23 protein-coding genes are annotated in these 17235 nt (G+C 70.1%); 15 read left to right on the top strand and 8 right to left on the bottom strand.

Features of this window, described 5'->3' with window-relative positions:
* Nucleotides 1-7 precede the first annotated feature (7 nt).
* From ACFWN2_RS19995 to ACFWN2_RS19980, 4 genes are read left to right on the top strand one after another with little or no spacing between them, the layout of a single operon-like run.
* Nucleotides 8-580 (top strand): hypothetical protein, encoded by a 573-nt coding sequence (locus tag ACFWN2_RS19995; RefSeq protein ID WP_382429236.1) that lies wholly within the window; start codon nucleotides 8-10, stop codon nucleotides 578-580.
* Between the two features lie 10 nt (nucleotides 581-590).
* A complete protein-coding gene (locus tag ACFWN2_RS19990; protein ID WP_382429234.1) occupies nucleotides 591-896 on the top strand; it encodes a helix-turn-helix transcriptional regulator in 306 nt (101 codons plus the stop codon).
* The gene (locus ACFWN2_RS19985; RefSeq protein ID WP_382429232.1) at nucleotides 893-1177 is read left to right on the top strand and encodes a hypothetical protein; all 285 of its coding nucleotides are present in this window, start codon (nucleotides 893-895) and stop codon (nucleotides 1175-1177) included. Before ACFWN2_RS19990 ends, ACFWN2_RS19985 begins: the two co-directional genes overlap by 4 nt.
* 48 nt (nucleotides 1178-1225) lie before the next feature.
* A complete protein-coding gene (locus ACFWN2_RS19980; protein ID WP_382429230.1) occupies nucleotides 1226-1834 on the top strand; it encodes a hypothetical protein in 609 nt (202 codons plus the stop codon).
* Here ACFWN2_RS19980 and ACFWN2_RS19975 read toward each other — a convergent pair.
* The 6 genes from ACFWN2_RS19975 to xrtP form a co-directional block, all read right to left on the bottom strand.
* Nucleotides 1788-3806, bottom strand: coding sequence for an ATP-dependent DNA helicase (locus tag ACFWN2_RS19975; protein WP_382429228.1), 2019 nt, complete (start codon nucleotides 3804-3806; stop codon nucleotides 1788-1790). The genes ACFWN2_RS19980 and ACFWN2_RS19975 overlap by 47 nt on opposite strands.
* A gap of 316 nt (nucleotides 3807-4122) precedes the next feature.
* Nucleotides 4123-4932: a TIGR04222 domain-containing membrane protein gene (locus ACFWN2_RS19970; protein ID WP_382429226.1), complete on the bottom strand. Its 810-nt coding sequence runs from the start codon at nucleotides 4930-4932 to the stop codon at nucleotides 4123-4125.
* Nucleotides 4933-4954: 22 nt separating this feature from the next.
* A complete protein-coding gene (locus ACFWN2_RS19965) occupies nucleotides 4955-5596 on the bottom strand; it encodes a nucleotidyltransferase domain-containing protein (protein ID WP_382429224.1) in 642 nt (213 codons plus the stop codon).
* 10 nt (nucleotides 5597-5606) lie between these two features.
* On the bottom strand, nucleotides 5607-6179 hold the full coding sequence (locus ACFWN2_RS19960; protein WP_382429222.1) for a biotin transporter BioY: 573 nt from the start codon (nucleotides 6177-6179) through the stop codon (nucleotides 5607-5609).
* 98 nt (nucleotides 6180-6277) lie between these two features.
* Nucleotides 6278-7600, bottom strand: a complete 1323-nt coding sequence (locus ACFWN2_RS19955; protein ID WP_382429660.1) for a glycosyltransferase — start codon at nucleotides 7598-7600, stop codon at nucleotides 6278-6280.
* A gap of 44 nt (nucleotides 7601-7644) precedes the next feature.
* Nucleotides 7645-8163: an exosortase P gene (gene xrtP / locus ACFWN2_RS19950; protein ID WP_382429220.1), complete on the bottom strand. Its 519-nt coding sequence runs from the start codon at nucleotides 8161-8163 to the stop codon at nucleotides 7645-7647.
* A gap of 296 nt (nucleotides 8164-8459) precedes the next feature.
* Between xrtP and ACFWN2_RS19945 the strand changes: the two genes are divergently transcribed.
* The 4 genes from ACFWN2_RS19945 (at nucleotide 8460) to ACFWN2_RS19930 (ending at nucleotide 11459) form a co-directional block, all read left to right on the top strand.
* Nucleotides 8460-9224 carry a choice-of-anchor P family protein gene (locus ACFWN2_RS19945; RefSeq protein ID WP_382429218.1) on the top strand — a complete coding sequence of 255 codons (765 nt, stop codon included), beginning with the start codon at nucleotides 8460-8462 and terminating at the stop codon, nucleotides 9222-9224.
* Nucleotides 9225-9240: 16 nt separating this feature from the next.
* Nucleotides 9241-9432, top strand: coding sequence for an LPXTG cell wall anchor domain-containing protein (locus ACFWN2_RS19940; RefSeq protein WP_382429216.1), 192 nt, complete (start codon nucleotides 9241-9243; stop codon nucleotides 9430-9432).
* Between the two features lie 66 nt (nucleotides 9433-9498).
* Nucleotides 9499-10677 carry a non-hydrolyzing UDP-N-acetylglucosamine 2-epimerase gene (gene wecB, locus ACFWN2_RS19935; protein WP_382429214.1) on the top strand — a complete coding sequence of 393 codons (1179 nt, stop codon included), beginning with the start codon at nucleotides 9499-9501 and terminating at the stop codon, nucleotides 10675-10677.
* A gap of 101 nt (nucleotides 10678-10778) precedes the next feature.
* Complete coding sequence (locus ACFWN2_RS19930; RefSeq protein ID WP_382429212.1) at nucleotides 10779-11459, top strand: hypothetical protein; 681 nt, start codon at nucleotides 10779-10781, stop codon at nucleotides 11457-11459.
* Here ACFWN2_RS19930 and ACFWN2_RS19925 read toward each other — a convergent pair.
* Together ACFWN2_RS19925 and ACFWN2_RS19920 are read right to left on the bottom strand one after the other, a co-directional pair.
* Complete coding sequence (locus ACFWN2_RS19925) at nucleotides 11456-11995, bottom strand: isochorismatase family protein (protein ID WP_382429210.1); 540 nt, start codon at nucleotides 11993-11995, stop codon at nucleotides 11456-11458. The genes ACFWN2_RS19930 and ACFWN2_RS19925 overlap by 4 nt on opposite strands.
* A gap of 1 nt (nucleotide 11996) precedes the next feature.
* Entirely contained in the window at nucleotides 11997-13280 is a 1284-nt protein-coding gene (locus ACFWN2_RS19920) for a nicotinate phosphoribosyltransferase (RefSeq protein WP_382429208.1), read from the bottom strand.
* Between the two features lie 79 nt (nucleotides 13281-13359).
* On the opposite strand from ACFWN2_RS19920, the gene clpS reads away from it, so the two are divergent.
* The 7 genes from clpS to ACFWN2_RS19885 all read left to right on the top strand — a co-directional run bounded on the left by clpS (nucleotide 13360) and on the right by ACFWN2_RS19885 (nucleotide 17185).
* Nucleotides 13360-13659 (top strand): ATP-dependent Clp protease adapter ClpS, encoded by a 300-nt coding sequence (gene clpS / locus ACFWN2_RS19915; protein WP_030479230.1) that lies wholly within the window; start codon nucleotides 13360-13362, stop codon nucleotides 13657-13659.
* The gene (locus ACFWN2_RS19910) at nucleotides 13656-14213 is read left to right on the top strand and encodes a DUF2017 domain-containing protein (protein WP_382429206.1); all 558 of its coding nucleotides are present in this window, start codon (nucleotides 13656-13658) and stop codon (nucleotides 14211-14213) included. Before clpS ends, ACFWN2_RS19910 begins: the two co-directional genes overlap by 4 nt.
* The gene (locus ACFWN2_RS19905) at nucleotides 14210-15121 is read left to right on the top strand and encodes a P1 family peptidase (RefSeq protein ID WP_382429204.1); all 912 of its coding nucleotides are present in this window, start codon (nucleotides 14210-14212) and stop codon (nucleotides 15119-15121) included. The genes ACFWN2_RS19910 and ACFWN2_RS19905 overlap by 4 nt, the downstream gene beginning before the upstream one ends.
* Nucleotides 15122-15140: 19 nt before the next feature.
* Nucleotides 15141-15437, top strand: coding sequence for a hypothetical protein (locus tag ACFWN2_RS19900; protein ID WP_382429202.1), 297 nt, complete (start codon nucleotides 15141-15143; stop codon nucleotides 15435-15437).
* A 74-nt stretch (nucleotides 15438-15511) separates the two neighbouring features.
* The gene (locus tag ACFWN2_RS19895) at nucleotides 15512-15922 is read left to right on the top strand and encodes a Mov34/MPN/PAD-1 family protein (RefSeq protein ID WP_382429200.1); all 411 of its coding nucleotides are present in this window, start codon (nucleotides 15512-15514) and stop codon (nucleotides 15920-15922) included.
* Between the two features lie 31 nt (nucleotides 15923-15953).
* Nucleotides 15954-16226 carry a MoaD/ThiS family protein gene (locus ACFWN2_RS19890; RefSeq protein ID WP_382429198.1) on the top strand — a complete coding sequence of 91 codons (273 nt, stop codon included), beginning with the start codon at nucleotides 15954-15956 and terminating at the stop codon, nucleotides 16224-16226.
* A gap of 8 nt (nucleotides 16227-16234) precedes the next feature.
* Entirely contained in the window at nucleotides 16235-17185 is a 951-nt protein-coding gene (locus ACFWN2_RS19885) for a PLP-dependent cysteine synthase family protein (protein WP_382429196.1), read from the top strand.
* The last annotated feature ends 50 nt before the right edge of the window (nucleotides 17186-17235 follow it).

The following is a 17235-nucleotide window of genomic DNA, read 5'->3' as shown; positions in this document are numbered from 1 at the left end:
TGGCCGGGTGGCCAACGAGGTGACGATCCCGCTGCTGCCGTGCGCCTCCGTCGACGAGGTGGCCGAGTTCTACGTGATGCTCGGGTTCACGGTCACGTACCGGCAGTACCGGCCGAACGCGTACCTGTCGGTGCGGCGGGAGGAGATCAACCTCCACTTCTTCGGCATCCCCGGCTACGACGCCGAGCAGTCGTACAGCTCGTGCCTGATCCAGGTCGAGGACCCTCGTGAGCTGTACGAGGCGTTCGCGGCTGGCATGCGCGCGGTGTACGGGCAGGTGCTGGTCACCGGGATCCCGCGGATGACCAGGCCCCGGCGCGACGGGTTCCTGTTCGTCGACCCCGGCGGCAACTGGATCCGGGTGGTGCCGGCCGTGCGCGAGCGCGAGGCCACGCGGAACGGGCTGTCGCGGGCGCTGACCAACGCGGTGACGCTGGCGGGGTCGCACGGGGCCGAGCGGCAGGCGTTGAAGATCCTCGAAGGGGCGCTGGTGCGGGAGGTGCACGCTTCGGAGGAGGAGCGTGCGTCGGCGTTGGAGTTCCGCGAAGAGCTACTTGAACGGCTTAATCTACATAGGTAGTCTTAGTGGCGTGGAGCCACTGCAACGCATCGGCAAGGCCACCGTCGACGTGCTGGTCGTGCTGCTCGGCGCGGACGAGCCGCGCTGGGGCCTGGAGATCATCAAGCTCACCGGCAGGCCGTCGGGCAGCGTCTACCCGTTGCTGGACCGGCTGGAACGGGCCGGGTGGGTGACGTCCGCGTGGGACGACGACGCGGAACGGCGTGGGCCGCGCCGGCGGATGTACCGGCTGACGGCCGAAGGCGCTGTGGAGGCGCGCAAGGTCGTGGCGCGGGCTGCGCCCGAGCCTCGGTTCGTTCCTCGGACGGCGACATGAGAGTCGCGTTGTTGTTGGTGCGGCTCTTCGCGCCGGATGAGCGCTATCGCGAGCAGTGGGAAGCGGATGTCGTTGGTGCGCGCGAACTCGGCATGTCGCCGTTCTCGGTGGCGTTCGGGGCTGTGCGTGCTGCCGTGGTGATGCCTTCGAAGGGAGCCGTTGTGGTCGGTCCGTTGGGAATCGCGTTGAAGCACGCCGGAACGTCGCGGGGGCGAGTGCTCGCCATCGCTGTCGTGTCGGCGCTGATGCTGCTGGGTGGAGTCGTCCTGCTGTTCGCTTGAGCAAATAGCTCCGTGTCGTTTCGGCGATTCCGGGCTTAGCTTCGGGCGGTGGCAAACGAACTGACGATCCCCCTCCTGCCCTGTGTCGACATCGACGAGATGACGGCTTTCTACGAGATGCTCGGCTTCTCCATCACCTACCGGCAGATGAAGCCGAACCCGTACGTCGCGATGAAGCGCGAAGACATCAACCTGCACTTCTACGGACTGGAAGGGCACGTTCCGGAGAACTCGCACAGCACGTGCGTGGTCGTCGTCGAGGACACCGGGCCGCTGTACGAGGCGTTCGCGGCGGGGATGCGCGCGGTGCACGGGAAGGTGCTGATCTCCGGCATCCCGCGGATGACCCGGCCGCGGGTGCGCAACGACCGGTACACCGGGTTCGCCGTCGTCGATCCCGGTGGCAACTGGGTCCGGATCAACAAGGCCGCGCAGGAACCCGAGCCGCGGACGAAGCTCGCGAAGGCCATGGAGGACGCGGCACGGCAGGCCGACGCGCGCGGCAACGAGCGGCAGGCGTTGAAGATCCTCGAAGGCGCGTTGAAGCGGGCCGACGCCTCCGAGGACGTGACGGAGGCCGAGGCCTACCGCGACGAGCTGATCGAGCGGATCACTTCGTCTTCGCCGACGGAGCCTGAGCCGCGTCCAACCGCTTGAGGGCGGCGCGGACCACCTCGGGGTCGTACGTCGTCCAGAACGGGGGGAGTGAGGCCCTGAGGAACCCGCCGTAGCGGGCCGTGGCGAGGCGCGGGTCGAGCACGGCCACCACGCCCTTGTCCGACATCGAGCGCAGCAACCGGCCCGCGCCCTGGGCCATCAGCAGGGCGGCGTGCGTGGCGGCGACGGTCAGGAAGCCGTTGCCGCCACGCGAGCTCACGGCCTTCTGCCTGGCTGAGGCCAGCGGGTCGTCCGGGCGCGGGAACGGGATCCTGTCCATGATCACGAGCTGGAGCGACGGGCCGGGGACGTCCACGCCCTGCCAGAGCGACAGCGTGCCGAACAGGCACGTGCGCTCGTCCTCGGAGAACTTCTTGATCAGAAGGCCGGTCGCGTCGTCGCCCTGGCACAGGATCGGGTGGTCGAGCTTGTCCCTCAGTGCTTCGGTGGCCTGCTTCGCGGCGCGCGTCGAGGAGAACAGGCCGAGCGCGCGGCCACCCGCCGCGTTCACCAGGCCCTCGATCTCGTCGAGGTACTCCTGCGGCAGCCCGTCACGACCCGGCTGGGGCAGATGCCGTGCCACGTAGAGGATTCCGCTCGTGCCGTGCTGGAACGGCGACCCGACGTCGAGACCTGTCCACTTCGGACCGTCGATGTCCTTGTCGGTCGCCGCGCCCTCGATCTTGCGGACCTTCTCCGACGGCGGCAGGCCCCACTGGCGCGCCATCGTATCGAAGGCGCCGCCCAGCGTCAGCGTCGCGGACGTCAGAACGGTGGTGCGCTTGGCGAACAGCCGTTCCCGGAGGAGCCCGCCGACGCCGAGCGGGGCGACCCTGATCGACGGGGCCTTCTGGTTGAAGTCGCCGGAGATCCACACGACGTCGTGTTCCTCGTCGAACGCCTCCAGCACCCGCACCGCGCAGTCGTGGACCTCTTCGAGCAGGGCGAGCGCGAGCTTGCGCGCCGTCGCGCCCTCCGGGTCCTCCTTGCGTTCCGAACCCATGGCCGACATGCAGTTGTGCGCCGCGTCGCGCGTGGCGGCGAGGGCGCCGGCCAGCGCTCGGGGCAGCGCGTCGAGACGGCCCGACGGCATGTCCTCCAGGATCATCGCGAGGCCGTCGCTCGCCTCGGCCAGTCTGTCGGCGATGTCCTGGTCGATCAGCCGGCCGCACCGGCGCGCGGCCATGGAGACGCTGGCGCCGCTCAGCTCCTCCGTCGCCACGGACGTGATGCGGTCCACCAGGTCGTGCGCCTCGTCGATCACCACCACGTCGTGGTCGGGCAGGACCTGGTAGCCCTCCAACGCGTCGATGGCGAGCATCGCGTGGTTCGTGACCACGACATCGGCCTTGCCCGCCTCGGCCCGCGCCCGTTCCGCGAAGCAGTCGGACCCGATGGGGCACTTGCTCACGCCGAGGCACTCGCGGGCCGTGACGCTGACCTGCCGCCACGCCTGCTCGCTCACGCCCGGCACCAGCTCGTCGCGATCGCCGGTCTCGGTGTCCGACGACCACTCGTGCAGCCGCTTCACCTCGCGCCCGAGCTTCGACACGGCGAACGGGTCGAACAGCGCGTCTTCCTCGGGTTCGTCGGGCGCGCCGTTGTGCACGCGGTGCATGCACAGGTAGTTCCTGCGGCCCTTGAGGATGGCGAACGTCGCCTCCCTGCCCAGCTCCTTCTTCAGGGCCTTGGACAGGCGCGGCAGATCCCGGTCGACCAGCTGCCGCTGCAACGCGATCGTGGCCGTCGAGACCACCACCGTCTCGGCCTCGGCCACCGCGTGCCGGATCGACGGCACCAGGTACGCGAGCGACTTGCCGGTGCCGGTGCCCGCCTGCACCGCGAGGTGCTCGCCCGTGCGGATCGAGTGGTCGACGGCCTCGGCCATCTCCACCTGACCAGGGCGCTCCGCGCCGCCGACGGCGTGGACGGCGGTTTCGAGCAGGCTCAGGGTGGGGGGAACTTCAGGCACGGGACAGACCGTACCCGCCAGGTCCGACAGTCTCGTCAGACCCGCTCGGTCACCGGGACGTGGAGGGTCGGAGGGCGGCGGGGAAGTGCAGCGAGGCGCAAGGAAGGCGGCGAGGTGAGTGGAAGGGCTGCGGGTGGGGTTCGGCGGTCGGAAGGCGGCGAGGAGGAGCGGCGAGACGGAGTGGAGGGCTGCGGGTGAGGAGCGGCGGGAGGAAGGCGGCGGTGGAGGGTTGGTGGGGGCGGCAGGCGGGCGGCGGGTGAGAGGGCGGCGGGGTGAGGGCCGCGCGGTTCGGGACCCCGGGCTGTGACGCCGGTGCTCAGTCACCACCGCCTCCACCGCAACCACCACCGCAACCGCCTCCGCCGCAGCTGCTGCCACCGCTGTCGCTCGACCCGCAGCCGCTGTCCGACGAGCAGCCGCCCCCGCAGCTGCTGCTGGACGTCGTCTCGCGCCCCGGCAGCATCCCGAGCGCGAGGGCGCTGACGCCGAACATCCCCGCGATCGCCAGTCCGCTGGCCCTGCCGCGCAGTCCTCGTGCCGCTACCGCGCCGACCGGGTCCTTCGAGGTCACCCGGCGCTGCGCCCGCTTCACCAGCACGTAGCCGGCCCTCGTGCGCAGCCTGCCCGGGTCGCGGGCGCGCAGCACGGAGGCCCAGACGACCGCCACCACCGCGCCCGCGAAGAAGTACCAGAACGGGAACTCGGTCAGCGGTGGGCCGAAGTCCAGGAAGTCCACGAGGAGGTGCGGGGCCACGGCGCTCATCACGCCGGCGATGGCGAGCACCGGGGCCGCCAGGAACAGCCACGGGTACAGGCGCGGGCGCCACGAGCGGCGGCGGCGCAGCAGGCGGCGGTTGACCAGGTGGGAGCGCAGGCCTTCCGCCTCGGGTGAGCTGAACGCGCCGTAGACGACGTCGTTGAGGAGCCGGCCGTGGCGCAGGCCCTTGAGGATCTGCGCCTCCAGCGGGGTCGCGGGACCCTGGCCCGGCACGTGGACGGCGCTCAGCACGCCCTCGCGCGAGACCCGGACCAGGCCAGCCTGGATCAGGCGGGCCAGGGCGACCTCGGCCGCGCGGGCCGGGCCGCCCGCGAGGCAGCCCAGCTCTTCGTGGGTATGCGTCGTCACGCGGATTTCTCGGCAGCGGGCCTCACGTCGTTACGTCGGCCATGATCCGGTCGAACAGTTCGACGGTGGCGCGGGTGTGCACGGCGGTGAGTTCCGCGGGCGAACCGCGGCGCACGGACACCACGTCCAGGATCGGCAGGTCCGGCCAGCGGGCCGCCGCCAGCTCGCCGGCGCGCGACTTGCTGACGATCTCGCCGGTCCTGATCGTGTGCCACAACCGCGCCGGGCCCAGCCCCACCCACACGATGCCGTCACGCGGCACCTCCGGCGCGACTCGGACCTGGTCGAACAACGGCGTCCAGTAGCTGACGAGGTTCGAACGGCAGTAGTCCTCGACGTCAGCGGCAGTGCCAGGACACGTGGGTCGTGCGCCGCGCACGGTCTGACCGGCGGTCCGCAGCTGTTGCCACAGCACGGGAGTGATCTCCCCGGCCAGCGGAGTCACGTCGAAAACCGGCTTCTCCAACGAGCCCGCCGGCACCACGGCCACGTCCGCACCCTCGAAGGCAGGCACCTCCGCGGCGGACGACAGCTCGATCACGATGTCGAGGTCCGAGCCCGGCACCACGTCGTCGAGCACGTGTGAGCCATGAAGATGCGCGCCTGCCACGAGACCGGGCAGGCGCGCATCCAGGAAAGACAGGTACTCCCCAGGTGTGACCACCTGGTCCAAGCTACCGACGGCGCACGAGCGCCCAGGCTCCCGGCAGCAGGCCCGCGGCCAGCGCTACCTTCAGCGCGTCACCGATCAGGAACGGCAGCACGCCGACGGCCAGGGCCTTGCCGAACGACAGACCCGCCGCGGCCATCAGCCACGGCACGCCGACCGAGTAGATCACCAGGTTGCCCAGCGCCATGGTGCCGATCGTCCGCAACGGCGTGCGGTCACCACCGCGTCCGGCCAGGTAGCCGACGAGCGCACCGGCGAACACGAAGCCGACGACGTAGCCGAGCGACACCGGGACGCCGGACGACCCGCCCTGGAACCACGGCACGCCCGCGACGCCCGCGATCAGGTACAGCAGCATCGAGGTCGCCCCTCGCTGCCAGCCCAGAGAGGCGCCGACCAGCAGCGCGGCGAACGTCTGGCCGGTCAGCGGAACCGGGCTGCCGGGGATCGGCAGCGCCACCTGGGCGGCGAGGCCGGTCAGGGCGGCACCGGCGACGACCAGGGTCAGGTCGCGGGCCAGTGCGCCCGGCACGAAGTCGGCGAGCACGGTGCGACGAGGCGCGAGTGCGAGAGTCACGTTCCCTCCCAGGCGGAATCGAGTGAACCGAGGTTAACCAGGGAGACTCGAGAACGTCTTTGTCTGATCTCTACAAAGTGACCGGTCACACACGCAGGTCAGACGTCCAGGGCGACCTTGCCCGCCACGCGGTCCTCGTTGCGGCGCGTCTTGGTCCAGCCGTTGTTGCCTCGCACCAAACGGATCAGCGCACGCCACGACGTGATGTAGAAGGTGTAGATGTACAGCGCGTAGCCGAACCCGTACCCGATGGACTTCCAGAACCCGACGTCCACGCAACGCGCGCGGTACACCGGTCCCCACAGGACGAACGGCAACAGGCCGAACGCGCCGTACACGGTGAAGAGGATCCACGCGCCGTCGAAGAACCACGTGACGACTTCTGTGGGCGACACCGCGAACCGGTAGGCCATCATCGCCATCGGGATCGGGTAGATGAGTGTGCCGAGCAACTGCATCCACGGCTGCGCGAGGTAGTACATCATCTCCGCCGCGCCGAGGGTCGTCAGGTGGTCGGAGTCCCAGATGCGCCGCAGATAACGCATGCACTGCATGGTTCCCTGCCCCCAACGGGTGCGTTGGGCGAGGAACCGGCGCAACGAGTACAGCGCCTCCTGGTTCACGTGGGTGTCCAACGAGAAACCCGTGTGCCAGCCCGCCGTCAGCAGGTGCACGCCGAGTTCGAAGTCCTCCAGCAACGACCCGCGCCACGGACTTCCGGTCGGTCCCGCGATCGAGTCCAAAGCGGACAGACGGGTGAACTGTCCGTTGCCGCCCATGGAGATCGTGCCGGTCGCACCGCGCGACATCTGGATCGCCGCGATGGCCGTGCGGAACTCCAGGTCCTGCATCCGCACGAGACCGGCGCCGAACGCGCGCCGCCACCACGTCACACCCGGCTGCCGCTCGCCCGCATTGATCATCCGCACGTCCACCTGCACGGCGCCGATCCGCGGGTTGCCGAAGAGGTGCGTGGCCGCGCAGACCTCCAGGCAGTTCGGCGCGGGCCGGCCGTCCGCGTCCACCACGACGATGATCGCGCTGTCGGCGTCGGCCCTGCGGCCCATCCACATCTTCAACGTGCGGTACGCGTCGTTCAGCGCGTTGCCCTTGCCGGTACGGGCATAGGGCCGTTGGCGTTGCACGAGGTGGATCTGCGGATCGCGGATGCCACCGTTGCGCTTCAACGCGCGCACGACCCCGGCGGTGCGGTCGTCGGAGTCGTCGTCGATGACCCACACGTGCGCGATGGGGAACGTCTCGCGCAGGTACCGGATCGTGCCGCCGATGACGGCCTCCTCGTCGCGGCACGGCACGAAGAAGTGCCACTCCAGCGACGAAGGCTCCCCGACGGGCGCGGGCTTGCGCTTCAGGTAGGGGATCACGATCACGAACACGTACGTCACGAAGGCGACGCTCATCGTCAGGGCGAGCGCCTGCGTGAACCCGAGGACGAGGTCGAGGCTCACTTCCGCGTGGCCAGCCAGACGAACGCGACCAACGCGGCCGCGCCACCGAACACGCTCACCATCGAACCGAGCAGCGTGTGACCCCAGTAGTACCCGGTGTCGACGCCCAGCCAGTTCACCAGGCCCACCAGCGTCAGCACGCGGAACTGGTTCACGACCACGACCGCCAGCCCGGCGACCGCGAGCGCGAACAGCACGCGGCTCTGGATGCGCGGGCGCAGCGCGATCATCACCGCGCCGACCACGATCAGCGGCAGCACCAGGAACGCCGAGGTGCACTCCGGAGTCATGCGCAGGCCCAGCGGGGTGTCGGAGCCGAGTCCGAAGTAGACGGTCTGGCGTTCGGGGACCACGTCGACGCCGTACGAGCTGAACACGGTCAGGACCGCGCCGGACAGGGAGATCTCGGCCGTGCGGTACAGGCGGTGTGCGAAGACGAGTCCCGCGGCGACGGCCAGCAGGACCACCACGGTCACCCGGCTCGGGAATGCGGTGCGGCGCAGGGCAAGCGACACCCGAAGATCCTTTCCACCGATGAGGGAGCGCCCAGACGGGCTACTTGACGTTCCATCGGTAGACGCAACGTCATCCCTCACCCCCGGATCGGGTGACGCCGTGACCGGAAATTGATCAAAAACCCCACGATGAGTGGCCTCGATTGGTCGAGACGAGTGGTCGTGTCGCCCGATACGGGGAGTAACCCTCAGTTCCCTCGAAAGAAAGCCGATGCCGGTAATTGCCCCCGGAAAGCGTGAAACCAGATTGGTATCAACACGCCCTGGGGGCCGGAGGAATCAAGGGAAGGAGTTTCATGCGTGTCCGAATGACGGGACTGGCTGGAGTCGTCGCGATTGCCGCACTCCTGGTCGGTGCCGCCCCTGCTTCGGCCGCTCCGGGGGACGCCTCGGCCTACGGTGCGAAGCTCGACGTGACGCTGCTCGGCAGCCCCGCGGTGAACGCGGAGCCCTTTGCCGCAGCCAATGCGAACGGGCCCACGAAGAACTCGTTCGCAGGCGTCGACCTCACCGGGATCCTGAAGACCGGTGTCATCAACGCTTCGGCGTCGCGGGACGAGAACTCGGGCGGTGTGTACTCGCGGGCGAGCACCGCGGACGTCCGCCTCGACCTGCTCTCGAAGGTCACCGGCGGGATCTCCGCCGAGTTGGTCGAGGCGGAGTGCACGGCCACCCAGAAGGGGCTGGCCGGCGCGACCAAGCTCGCGGGCGTGAACCTCGGCAAGCTCGGCCAGGTCAACGCCGATCCCGCCGCGAACACCAAGCTCGACGTGCAGCTCGCGGGGATCAAGATCGCTGAGGTGATCTTCAACGAGCAGGTCAAGAACAAGGACGGCAGCCTCACCGTGAACGCGGTGCACATCAAGCTGCTGCAGGGCGTGCTCGGCTCGATCGGCACCGGCGACGTGATCATCTCGTCGGCCACGTGCGGTCCCGCCGGCCTGCCCATCCCGATGGCGTCGGGCGCCGGCCTGTGGATCGGCCTCGGCCTGCTCGGTGTCGTCGCCGCTCCGGTCGCCTTCGTGGCGCTGCGCCGCCGCGCGTCGCTCAACGCGGCCTGACCGAGGAGAACGGCGGATGTACAAGGTCCCTGGTACCGGCGTGGGTGTCGGCACTGGAGTGGGTGCCCTCGCGGTCACCGGCGCGGACGTGACGTGGTGGATCGTCGCGGGAATCGTCCTGCTCGTCGCGGGTGCGGTCGTGCTGCACCTGACGAGGCAGAAGCGCCGCGCGGTCCCCGTCCAGACCAGACCGAACCGAGCCGGCTGAATCGGTCCGCCTGGGGTTGCCCCCGGCCCCAGGCGGACCTCCCGGTCTCCCCGAGAGAGGACAACGGTGAGCAAAGAGGTTCTGCTCGTGGCCGGCACGCGGCCAGAAGCACTGAAGATCGCCCCGGTCGCCATCGCGCTGAGGGGGCACCCCGGCCTCCGCCCCACGATCGTCCACAGCGGACAGCACTCCGGCATGGTCGAGCAGGCGCTCTGCGCGTTCGACCTGGTGCCCGACGTGCGGCTGGACGTGCCCCGCAGCACCGGAACGCAGGCCGAGCTGGTCTCCCGGCTGCTGCCCGAGTTCGACGCCGTGCTGGAGGAGCGCGAGCCGGCGGTCACCCTCGTGCAGGGCGACACCACGACGACCCTGGCCGCGGCGCTCGCGTCCTACTGGCGCGGAATCCCCGTGGCACACCTGGAAGCCGGTCTGCGGACCGGTGACCTGTACGGCCCGTTCCCCGAGGAGGGGAACCGGCAGATGATCTCCCGCATCACGTCGCTGCACCTGGCGCCGACCGACGACGCCGCGAACGCGCTGAACTCGGAATGCCTGCCGGACAGCCACATCGTCGTCACCGGCAACACCGTCGTGGACGCCGTGCAGCGCGTCGCCTCCGCCGACCTGCCCGCGTCCAGCGCGGACGTCGTCGCCCTGGAACGCACCCTGGACGCGACCGGCGGACGGCTGATGCTCGTCACCGTGCACCGCCGTGAGTCGTGGGGCCGCCCGCTCATGCGCGTGCTCAACGCCGTGCGCGCCATCGCCGACCGCCACCCCGACCTGCACGTGATGATCCCCGCGCACCCGAACCCCGGTGTGCGCGAACAGGTCGTGTCGCACCTCGGCGGTCACGAGCGCGTCGTCATCACCGACCCGCTCGACTACCCGGACCTGGTCCGCGTGCTCAAGCGCGCCTCCCTCGTGCTGACCGACTCCGGTGGCATCCAGGAGGAGGCGCCCACGTTCGGCGTGCCCGTGCTGGTGCTGCGCGAGACGACCGAACGCATGCTCGCCGTCGACGCCGGGTGCGCCTGGCTCGTCGGCACCGACACCACCCGCATCCTCGCCGAGGCGGGCTGGGTGCTCGGCTCCCGGCTGCGGCTTCCTCTGGGGCGCAACCCGTTCGGCGACGGGCGTGCCGCCGTGAGGGTGTGTTCCGCGCTGGAGAGGCTGGCGGGACTCCCGACGGCCCTGCCGCGCCGGGAGCCGTACGCCACGCTGGTCGGCGTCGGATCCCGCTGACCGAAAGCATCTGTCGCTCAATCAGGTAATTGGCCACACGAACGGGTGACATGGGGTGCTGGGTTGTTATCAGCGCCTCGCGACACAACCATTATCGGGCGGTGGGAATCGAGGCAATGCGAAAAGTGCGCAAGAGTTCGATCGCAGGCGCTGTGGTCGCGTTGACGTTCGCGACCGCGGGACCCGCCTTCGCGGCCAACCCGCCCGGCACCGCGTCGTCGGGGGCCGCGGACTTCGCGAAGGCGGAGCAGGCCTACCGGGTGGAGCCGCTCGCGGTGTGCGACGTGAACCCGGACCAGGCCAGCACCGTCAAGGGCTCCAGCCCCGCCGTGAGCAGGACCGGGCTCAAGATCGGTGCGACCGGCTCCACCTGCACGACCGAGGTGGTGAACCCGGCCGAGCTCACGACGAAGACCAGCTCGGTCGCCACGGGCGAGGGCTTCGAGCTGTCCGCGCTGGTCGGGGCGGGCGGGCCGCGCCTGAAGATCGGCAAGTGGACGGTCACCTGCGACGCCGACGAGAAGAAGACGACCGCCGGCTGGTCGCTCGAGAAGATGTCCGGGTGGGCCGGTCTGCCGCAGGACCTCACGCCCGGCTACGTGCACGACATCAAGTCGGGCAGCGGAACCGTGCTCGCCAGGGCCAAGTTCAACGACTCGGTGTTCCCGGTGCCGAACGACGGCAGCATCGCGCTGACGCTGCTGAAGATCACCTTCGAACCGTCGTCCGGCTACACGGGAAGCGTCACCGTGGGCACGGTGGCCTGTTCACCAACGCCTTAGGACACGCGGACGCCCGCGGCGAGCAGCTCTTCGACTGCCGCGTCGCGGGTCGTCTGCGCGACGGCCGCCGTCAGGTCGACGAGCACCGTCGTGCGGAAGCCGTTGCGGTGCGCGTCGAGAGCGGTGGCGCGCACGCAGTGGTCGGTCGCGATGCCGACCACGTCGACGTCGGTCACGCCCTTGTCCGTCAGCCAGCCCGCGAGGTCGTTCTCGGCCTCGAAACCCGAGTAGGCGGCGGCGAACCGGCCCTTCGAGAAGACCTGCTCGATGCCGGACACGTCGAGCTCAGGGTGGAACGACGACCCCGGCGACCCCGCGACGCAGTGCACCGGCCACGAGTCGATGAAGTCCGGCGTCAGCGAGAAGTGCGGGCCGGGGTCGACGTGGTAGTCCCTGGTCGCGACGACGTGGTCGTACGCCGAGGTGGCGATGTGCTGCGAGATGGCCGCCGCGACGGCCGCGCCGCCCGCCACCGCGAGCGAGCCGCCCTCGCAGAAGTCGTTCTGCACGTCGACGACGATCAGTGCCTTGGTCATGTCAGTTCTCCAGGTAGATCGTCGGGATCGCGGGCTCGCCGCGCGAGAGCTTGAGGCCCTCCCACGGCACGCTCACCAGCGCCGCGCGCAGGCGTTCGCGGCTCTGCTCCAGCGTGGGCACGTCGTCGGTGAGCTCGCCGGCGCGCACCAGCGGGATCTGCACCAGCCTGTCGTGCGGGCCGAGCTCGGGCTCGGACGGGGCCTGGAACACGACCTCCTCGATGGCCGTGCCCGTGTCCTTGTGGCGGCGCAACGCCTTCTTCCAGCCGCCGCGCGACTGCTTCGACGTGCTGCGCTTCTCAACGTGCCTGCCGTCGACCTCGACCAGCTTGTAGACCATGCCCGCGGTCGGCGCGCCGGAACCGGTCACGACGGACGTGCCGACGCCGTACGCGTCCACGGGCTCGGCGCGCAGGGCGGCGATGGCGTACTCGTCGAGGTCGCTCGACACGACGATCCGGGTGTTCTTCGCGCCCAGCGAGTCGAGCAGGTCGCGGGCCTGCCTGGCCATCACGCCCAGGTCGCCCGAGTCGATCCGGATCGCGCCGAGCTCCGGGCCGGCGACCGCGACGGCCGTCTTGATGCCCTCGGTGATGTCGTAGGTGTCGACCAGCAGCGTCGTGCCGACGCCCAGCGCCTCGACCTGGCTGCGGAACGCCTCTTCCTCGCTGTCGTGCAGCAACGTGAACGCGTGCGCGCACGTGCCGGCCGTCGGGATGCCGTGGCGGCGGCCCGCTTCGAGGTTCGAGGTGGCGTGGAAGCCCGCCAGGTAGGCGGCACGGGCGCTGGCCACGGCGGCTTCCTCGTGCGTGCGGCGCGAGCCCATCTCGATCATGTGACGGCCGTTGGCGGCGGTCACCATGCGGGCGGCGGCGGACGCGATGGCGCTGTCGTGGTTGAGGATCGAGAGCGCGAGCGTCTCCAGCACGACACCCTCGGCGAACGACGCGCGGACCGTCAGCACCGGTGATCCGGGGAAGTACAGCTCGCCGTCGGGGTAGCCGTCGACCTCGCCGGAGAACCGGTAGTTCGCGAGCCATTCCAAAGTGGAATCGTCGACCACCGAGTTGCGGCGGAGCTGCTCGATCTCCTCGTCGCCGAACCGGAAGTCCGCGATCGCGTCGAGCAGCCTGTTCACGCCGGCGACCACGCCGTAGCGGCGCCCGTCCGGGAGCCTCCGTGCGAAGACCTCGAACACGCACGGACGGTCACCGGTCCCGTCACGGAGCGCGGCCGCGAGCATCGTGAGCTCGTAGTGGTCGGTCAGCAAGGCCGTCGAGTTCATGGTCACCAACCCTAAGGTCGCATCCGGTTTACCCGCACGCGGTCTCCGTCACTGCGGCGAACATGACACCATTGGCGGTATGACCACGCCCGTCGAACAGGAACGGACGCAGCCGGAGGCCGTCGGCGAGGAAGTCGCCGCCGAGGACCGACCCTGGCAGACCGTGGTCTGGAACGACCCGGTAAACCTGATGTCCTACGTGACGTACGTGTTCCAGAAGCTGTTCGGCTTCAGCAGGGACCATGCGACCAAGCTGATGCTCGACGTGCACCACAAGGGCAAGGCGATCGTGACATCGGGGACCAAGGACAAGGTGGAGGCCGACGTGGCGAAACTCCACGCGGCAGGGCTCTGGGCGACCATGCAGCGGGCCTCGTGAAGAGGTGGACCCGCGACGGCGACGTGGTCGTCGGCCGGCTGGATCGGCAGGAGGCCGCGGTCGTGCGCGGTCTGGTCAGCCAGATCCAGGACATGCTGCTGGCCCGCGCCGAGGAGGCGCCCCAGGACGAGCTCGCGGAGCTGACCGGCATCAGGACCGGCCCGTCGGAAGCACCCGACGACCCGATCCTGGGCAGGCTGCTGCCCGACTTCCACCGCCTCGACGACGACGCGCCCGACCCGGACGAGGTCAACTCGGCCGCGGCGCTGCGCTCGTTGCACGAACCGGAGCTTCTGGACCACAAGACGGCGGCGGCCGAGACCGTGCTGCAGACCTGCTCGCCCGATGGCGGTGAGCTGCGGCTGACCATCGCGCAGGCCGAGGCCTGGATGGCGTCGCTCAACGACGTCCGTCTGGCTCTCGGGACGGCTCTCGACGTCACCGAGGACATGCCGGACGAGCTGCCGCCGGAGGACCCGAGGTCGCCGCACCTCGGCGTCTACCACTGGCTGACCTGGGTGCAGGACACCCTGGTCGAGGCGATGCTGCCGTGATTCCCGGCGTCCTCGTCGGCCATCACCACCGCGTCGAGGCGGGCTGGGCCACGGGCACGACCGTCGTGCTGGTGCCCGCCGGGGCCGTCGGCGCCGTGGACGGACGCGGCGGCGCGCCCGGCACCCGCGAGACCGACCTGCTGGACCCGGCGAACCTGGTCCAGCAGGTGCACGCGGTGTGCCTGTCCGGCGGTTCCGCCTACGGTCTCGCGGCCGCGGACGGCGTCATGCGCTGGCTCTCGGAACGCTCGATCGGCTTCCGCGTGGGCGCCGAGCCGCACCACGTCGTGCCGATCGTGCCCGGCGCGGTGATCTTCGACCTGCCGATGTCCGAGTGGGGCAACCGGCCGGACGCCTCGTTCGGCTACTCGGCCTGCGAAGCCGCCGGCGAGAGCTTCGACCTGGGCTGCGTCGGCGCGGGTGCCGGTGCGCGGGTCGGGTCGTTGAAGGGCGGCGTCGGCGTCGCCTCGTCCACGGTCGGTGCCCACCGGATCGGCGCGTTGGCCGTGGTGAACGCGGCCGGCGAGGTCGTCGACCGCGCCTCGGGTCTGCCGTGGCTGCCCTCGTTGGGGACGTCCTCGGTGGCGTTGCCCGAACGCAAGCCCGAGGGTCTCAACACCACGATCGGGGTCGTCGCGGTGGACGCGGACCTGTCCAAGGCGGAGTGCCAGCGGATTGCGATGGCCGCGCAGGACGGCCTGGCCCGCGCCGTGCGTCCCGCGCACTCGATGTTCGACGGCGACACGGTGTTCGCGCTGGCCACGGGGGCCGTGCCGCTGGCGGAACCGCGCGCGTTCGCGTTGGACGCGCTGTGCACGGCCGCCGCCGAGATGTTCGCGGAGGCCGTGGTGTCCGGTGCGCGCGAGGCGACGTCGCTCAACGGTGTGACGGCGTTCCGCGACCTCTGAGCTTGGGTAACCGGCTCGCATGGCCGATGTCATCGATCAAGCAGCAGCTGTCGTCACCGAGCTCGCGCCGCCCGGCGCGGCCCGCGAGATCCCCGGCAGGGAGCTGGCGGTGGTCGCGCCCGCCGGGTTGTTCGCCCTGGCGTTCCTCGTGCCGCCGGGCGTGGGCAAGGTGCTGATGAAACTCGGCGTCGCCGTCACGCCGCTCGCCGCCTGGGCCGAGCTGGCCGCGTGGCGCGACCTCGACCAGGCGCAACGGCGGCGTGGTGTCGCACTGCTCGCGCTGTACGCCGTGGTGGTGCTCAGCCGACGTCGCTGACCTGCGAGAACAGGCCGTGTGACGCAGGTATCTCGCATTCCGAGACAACTCTCGCCAGCCCGTAGGATGAGAGCGTGCTGGTGATTCGCCGTGACCTGGTGGACGCGATGGTGGCCCACGCGCGCCGCGACCATCCCGACGAGGCGTGCGGGCAGATCGCGGGGCCGGAGGGCTCCGACCGCCCGGAGCGCCTCATCGAGATGGAGAACGCGGAGCGGTCGCCCACGTTCTACCGGTTCGACGCCGCGGAGCAGTTCAAGGTGTACCGCGAGATGCAGGCCAACGACGAGGAAGCGGTGGTCATCTACCACTCGCACACCGCGACGGAGGCGTACCCGTCTCGCACCGACATCTCGTTCGCAGGCGAGCCCCAGGCGCACTACGTGCTGATCTCCACGCGTGACCCGATCGAGCACGAGCTGCGGTCGTACCGCATCGTCGACGGTGTCGTGACCGAGGAACCGGTCAAGATCATCGAATCCTGAGTTGCACCCGTTTCCCGGAGGTAGAACCACCATGGCAGTCACCGTGTCGATCCCGACGATCCTGCGCACCCACACCGGGGGCGAGAAGTCGGTGTCCGCCGCCGGTACGACGCTCGCCGAGGTCATCGACGACCTGGAGAACAACCACGGCGGCCTCAAGGCCCGCCTGGTCAAGGAGGGCTCGCTGCACCGCTTCGTCAACGTCTACGTCAACGACGAGGACGTGCGCTTCTCCGGTGGCCTCGCGGCCGAGGTGAAGGACGGCGACAACGTCACCATCCTCCCGGCCGTCGCGGGCGGCTGATCTTCTTCATGACCCGCTACGACTCGCTCCTGGACGCGCTCGGCGGCACCCCGCTGGTGGGCCTGCCCCGCCTGGCGCCGTCCGAGAACGTGCGCATCTGGGCGAAGCTCGAGGACCGCAACCCGACCGGCTCGATCAAGGACCGGCCCGCGCTGGCCATGATCGAGGCGGCGGAGCGGGACGGCGTGCTGCGTCCCGGTGCGACGATCCTGGAGCCGACGTCCGGCAACACGGGCATCTCGCTGGCCATGGCCGCGAAGCTCAAGGGCTACGGCCTGGTCTGCGTGATGCCCGAGAACACCTCGACCGAACGCAAGCAGCTGCTGCAGGCGTACGGCGCGCGGATCGTGTTCTCGCCTGCCGCCGGCGGGTCGAACCAGGCCGTCGCCACCGCCAAGGAGCTCGCCAAGCAGAACCCGGACTGGATCATGCTCTACCAGTACGGGAACCCGGCGAACGCCGAGGCGCACTTCCGCGGCACGGGCCCGGAGATCCTCGCCGATCTGCCTTCGATCACGCACTTCGTGGCCGGCCTGGGCACGACGGGCACGCTGGTGGGCGTCGGCCGGTACCTGCGCGAGGCCAAGCCGGACGTGCAGATCATCGCCGCCGAACCGCGGTACGGCGAGCTGGTCTACGGCCTGCGCAACCTCGACGAGGGCTTCGTGCCGGAGCTGTACGACGAGTCGGTGCTGACCGGGCGCTACTCGGTCGGCTCGTACGACGCGTTGCGCCGCACCCGGCAGCTGCTGGAGACCGAGGGCATCTTCGCGGGCATCTCGACGGGCGCGATCCTGCACGCGGCGCTGGCCGTGGCGCAGAAGGCCGAGGTGGCGGGGAAGTCCGCGGACATCGTGTTCGTGGTGGCGGACGCGGGGTGGAAGTACCTGTCGACCGGCGCGTACGCCGGGACGCTGGACGAGGCCGCGGCGAAGCTGGACGGTCACCTCTGGGCGTGAGCCCGACGATCTTGTTGGACTGGCTGAGTACGTTGTGACGCAGGGGTTCC

Source organism: Lentzea sp. NPDC058436, assembly GCF_042721515.1.
Taxonomy (GTDB): Bacteria; Actinomycetota; Actinomycetes; order Mycobacteriales; family Pseudonocardiaceae; genus Lentzea.
Note: the sequence above shows the minus strand (reverse complement) of the source record. Positions and strands in the feature narration are given on the sequence as shown.

Bases quoted from the DNA above. Each gene is read 5' to 3' on its own strand.
- ACFWN2_RS19940 (WP_382429216.1), top strand. From the start codon at position 9,241: ATGTACAAGGTCCCTGGTACCGGCGTGGGTGTCGGCACTGGAGTGGGT.
- ACFWN2_RS19885 (WP_382429196.1), top strand. From the start codon at position 16,235: ATGACCCGCTACGACTCGCTCCTGGACGCGCTCGGCGGCACCCCGCTG.
- ACFWN2_RS19985 (WP_382429232.1), top strand. From the start codon at position 893: ATGAGAGTCGCGTTGTTGTTGGTGCGGCTCTTCGCGCCGGATGAGCGC.
- clpS (WP_030479230.1), top strand. From the start codon at position 13,360: ATGACCACGCCCGTCGAACAGGAACGGACGCAGCCGGAGGCCGTCGGC.
- ACFWN2_RS19945 (WP_382429218.1), top strand. From the start codon at position 8,460: ATGCGTGTCCGAATGACGGGACTGGCTGGAGTCGTCGCGATTGCCGCA.
- ACFWN2_RS19900 (WP_382429202.1), top strand. From the start codon at position 15,141: ATGGCCGATGTCATCGATCAAGCAGCAGCTGTCGTCACCGAGCTCGCG.
- ACFWN2_RS19890 (WP_382429198.1), top strand. From the start codon at position 15,954: ATGGCAGTCACCGTGTCGATCCCGACGATCCTGCGCACCCACACCGGG.
- ACFWN2_RS19925 (WP_382429210.1), bottom strand. From the start codon at position 11,995: ATGACCAAGGCACTGATCGTCGTCGACGTGCAGAACGACTTCTGCGAG.
- ACFWN2_RS19920 (WP_382429208.1), bottom strand. From the start codon at position 13,280: ATGAACTCGACGGCCTTGCTGACCGACCACTACGAGCTCACGATGCTC.
- ACFWN2_RS19955 (WP_382429660.1), bottom strand. From the start codon at position 7,600: ATGAGCGTCGCCTTCGTGACGTACGTGTTCGTGATCGTGATCCCCTAC.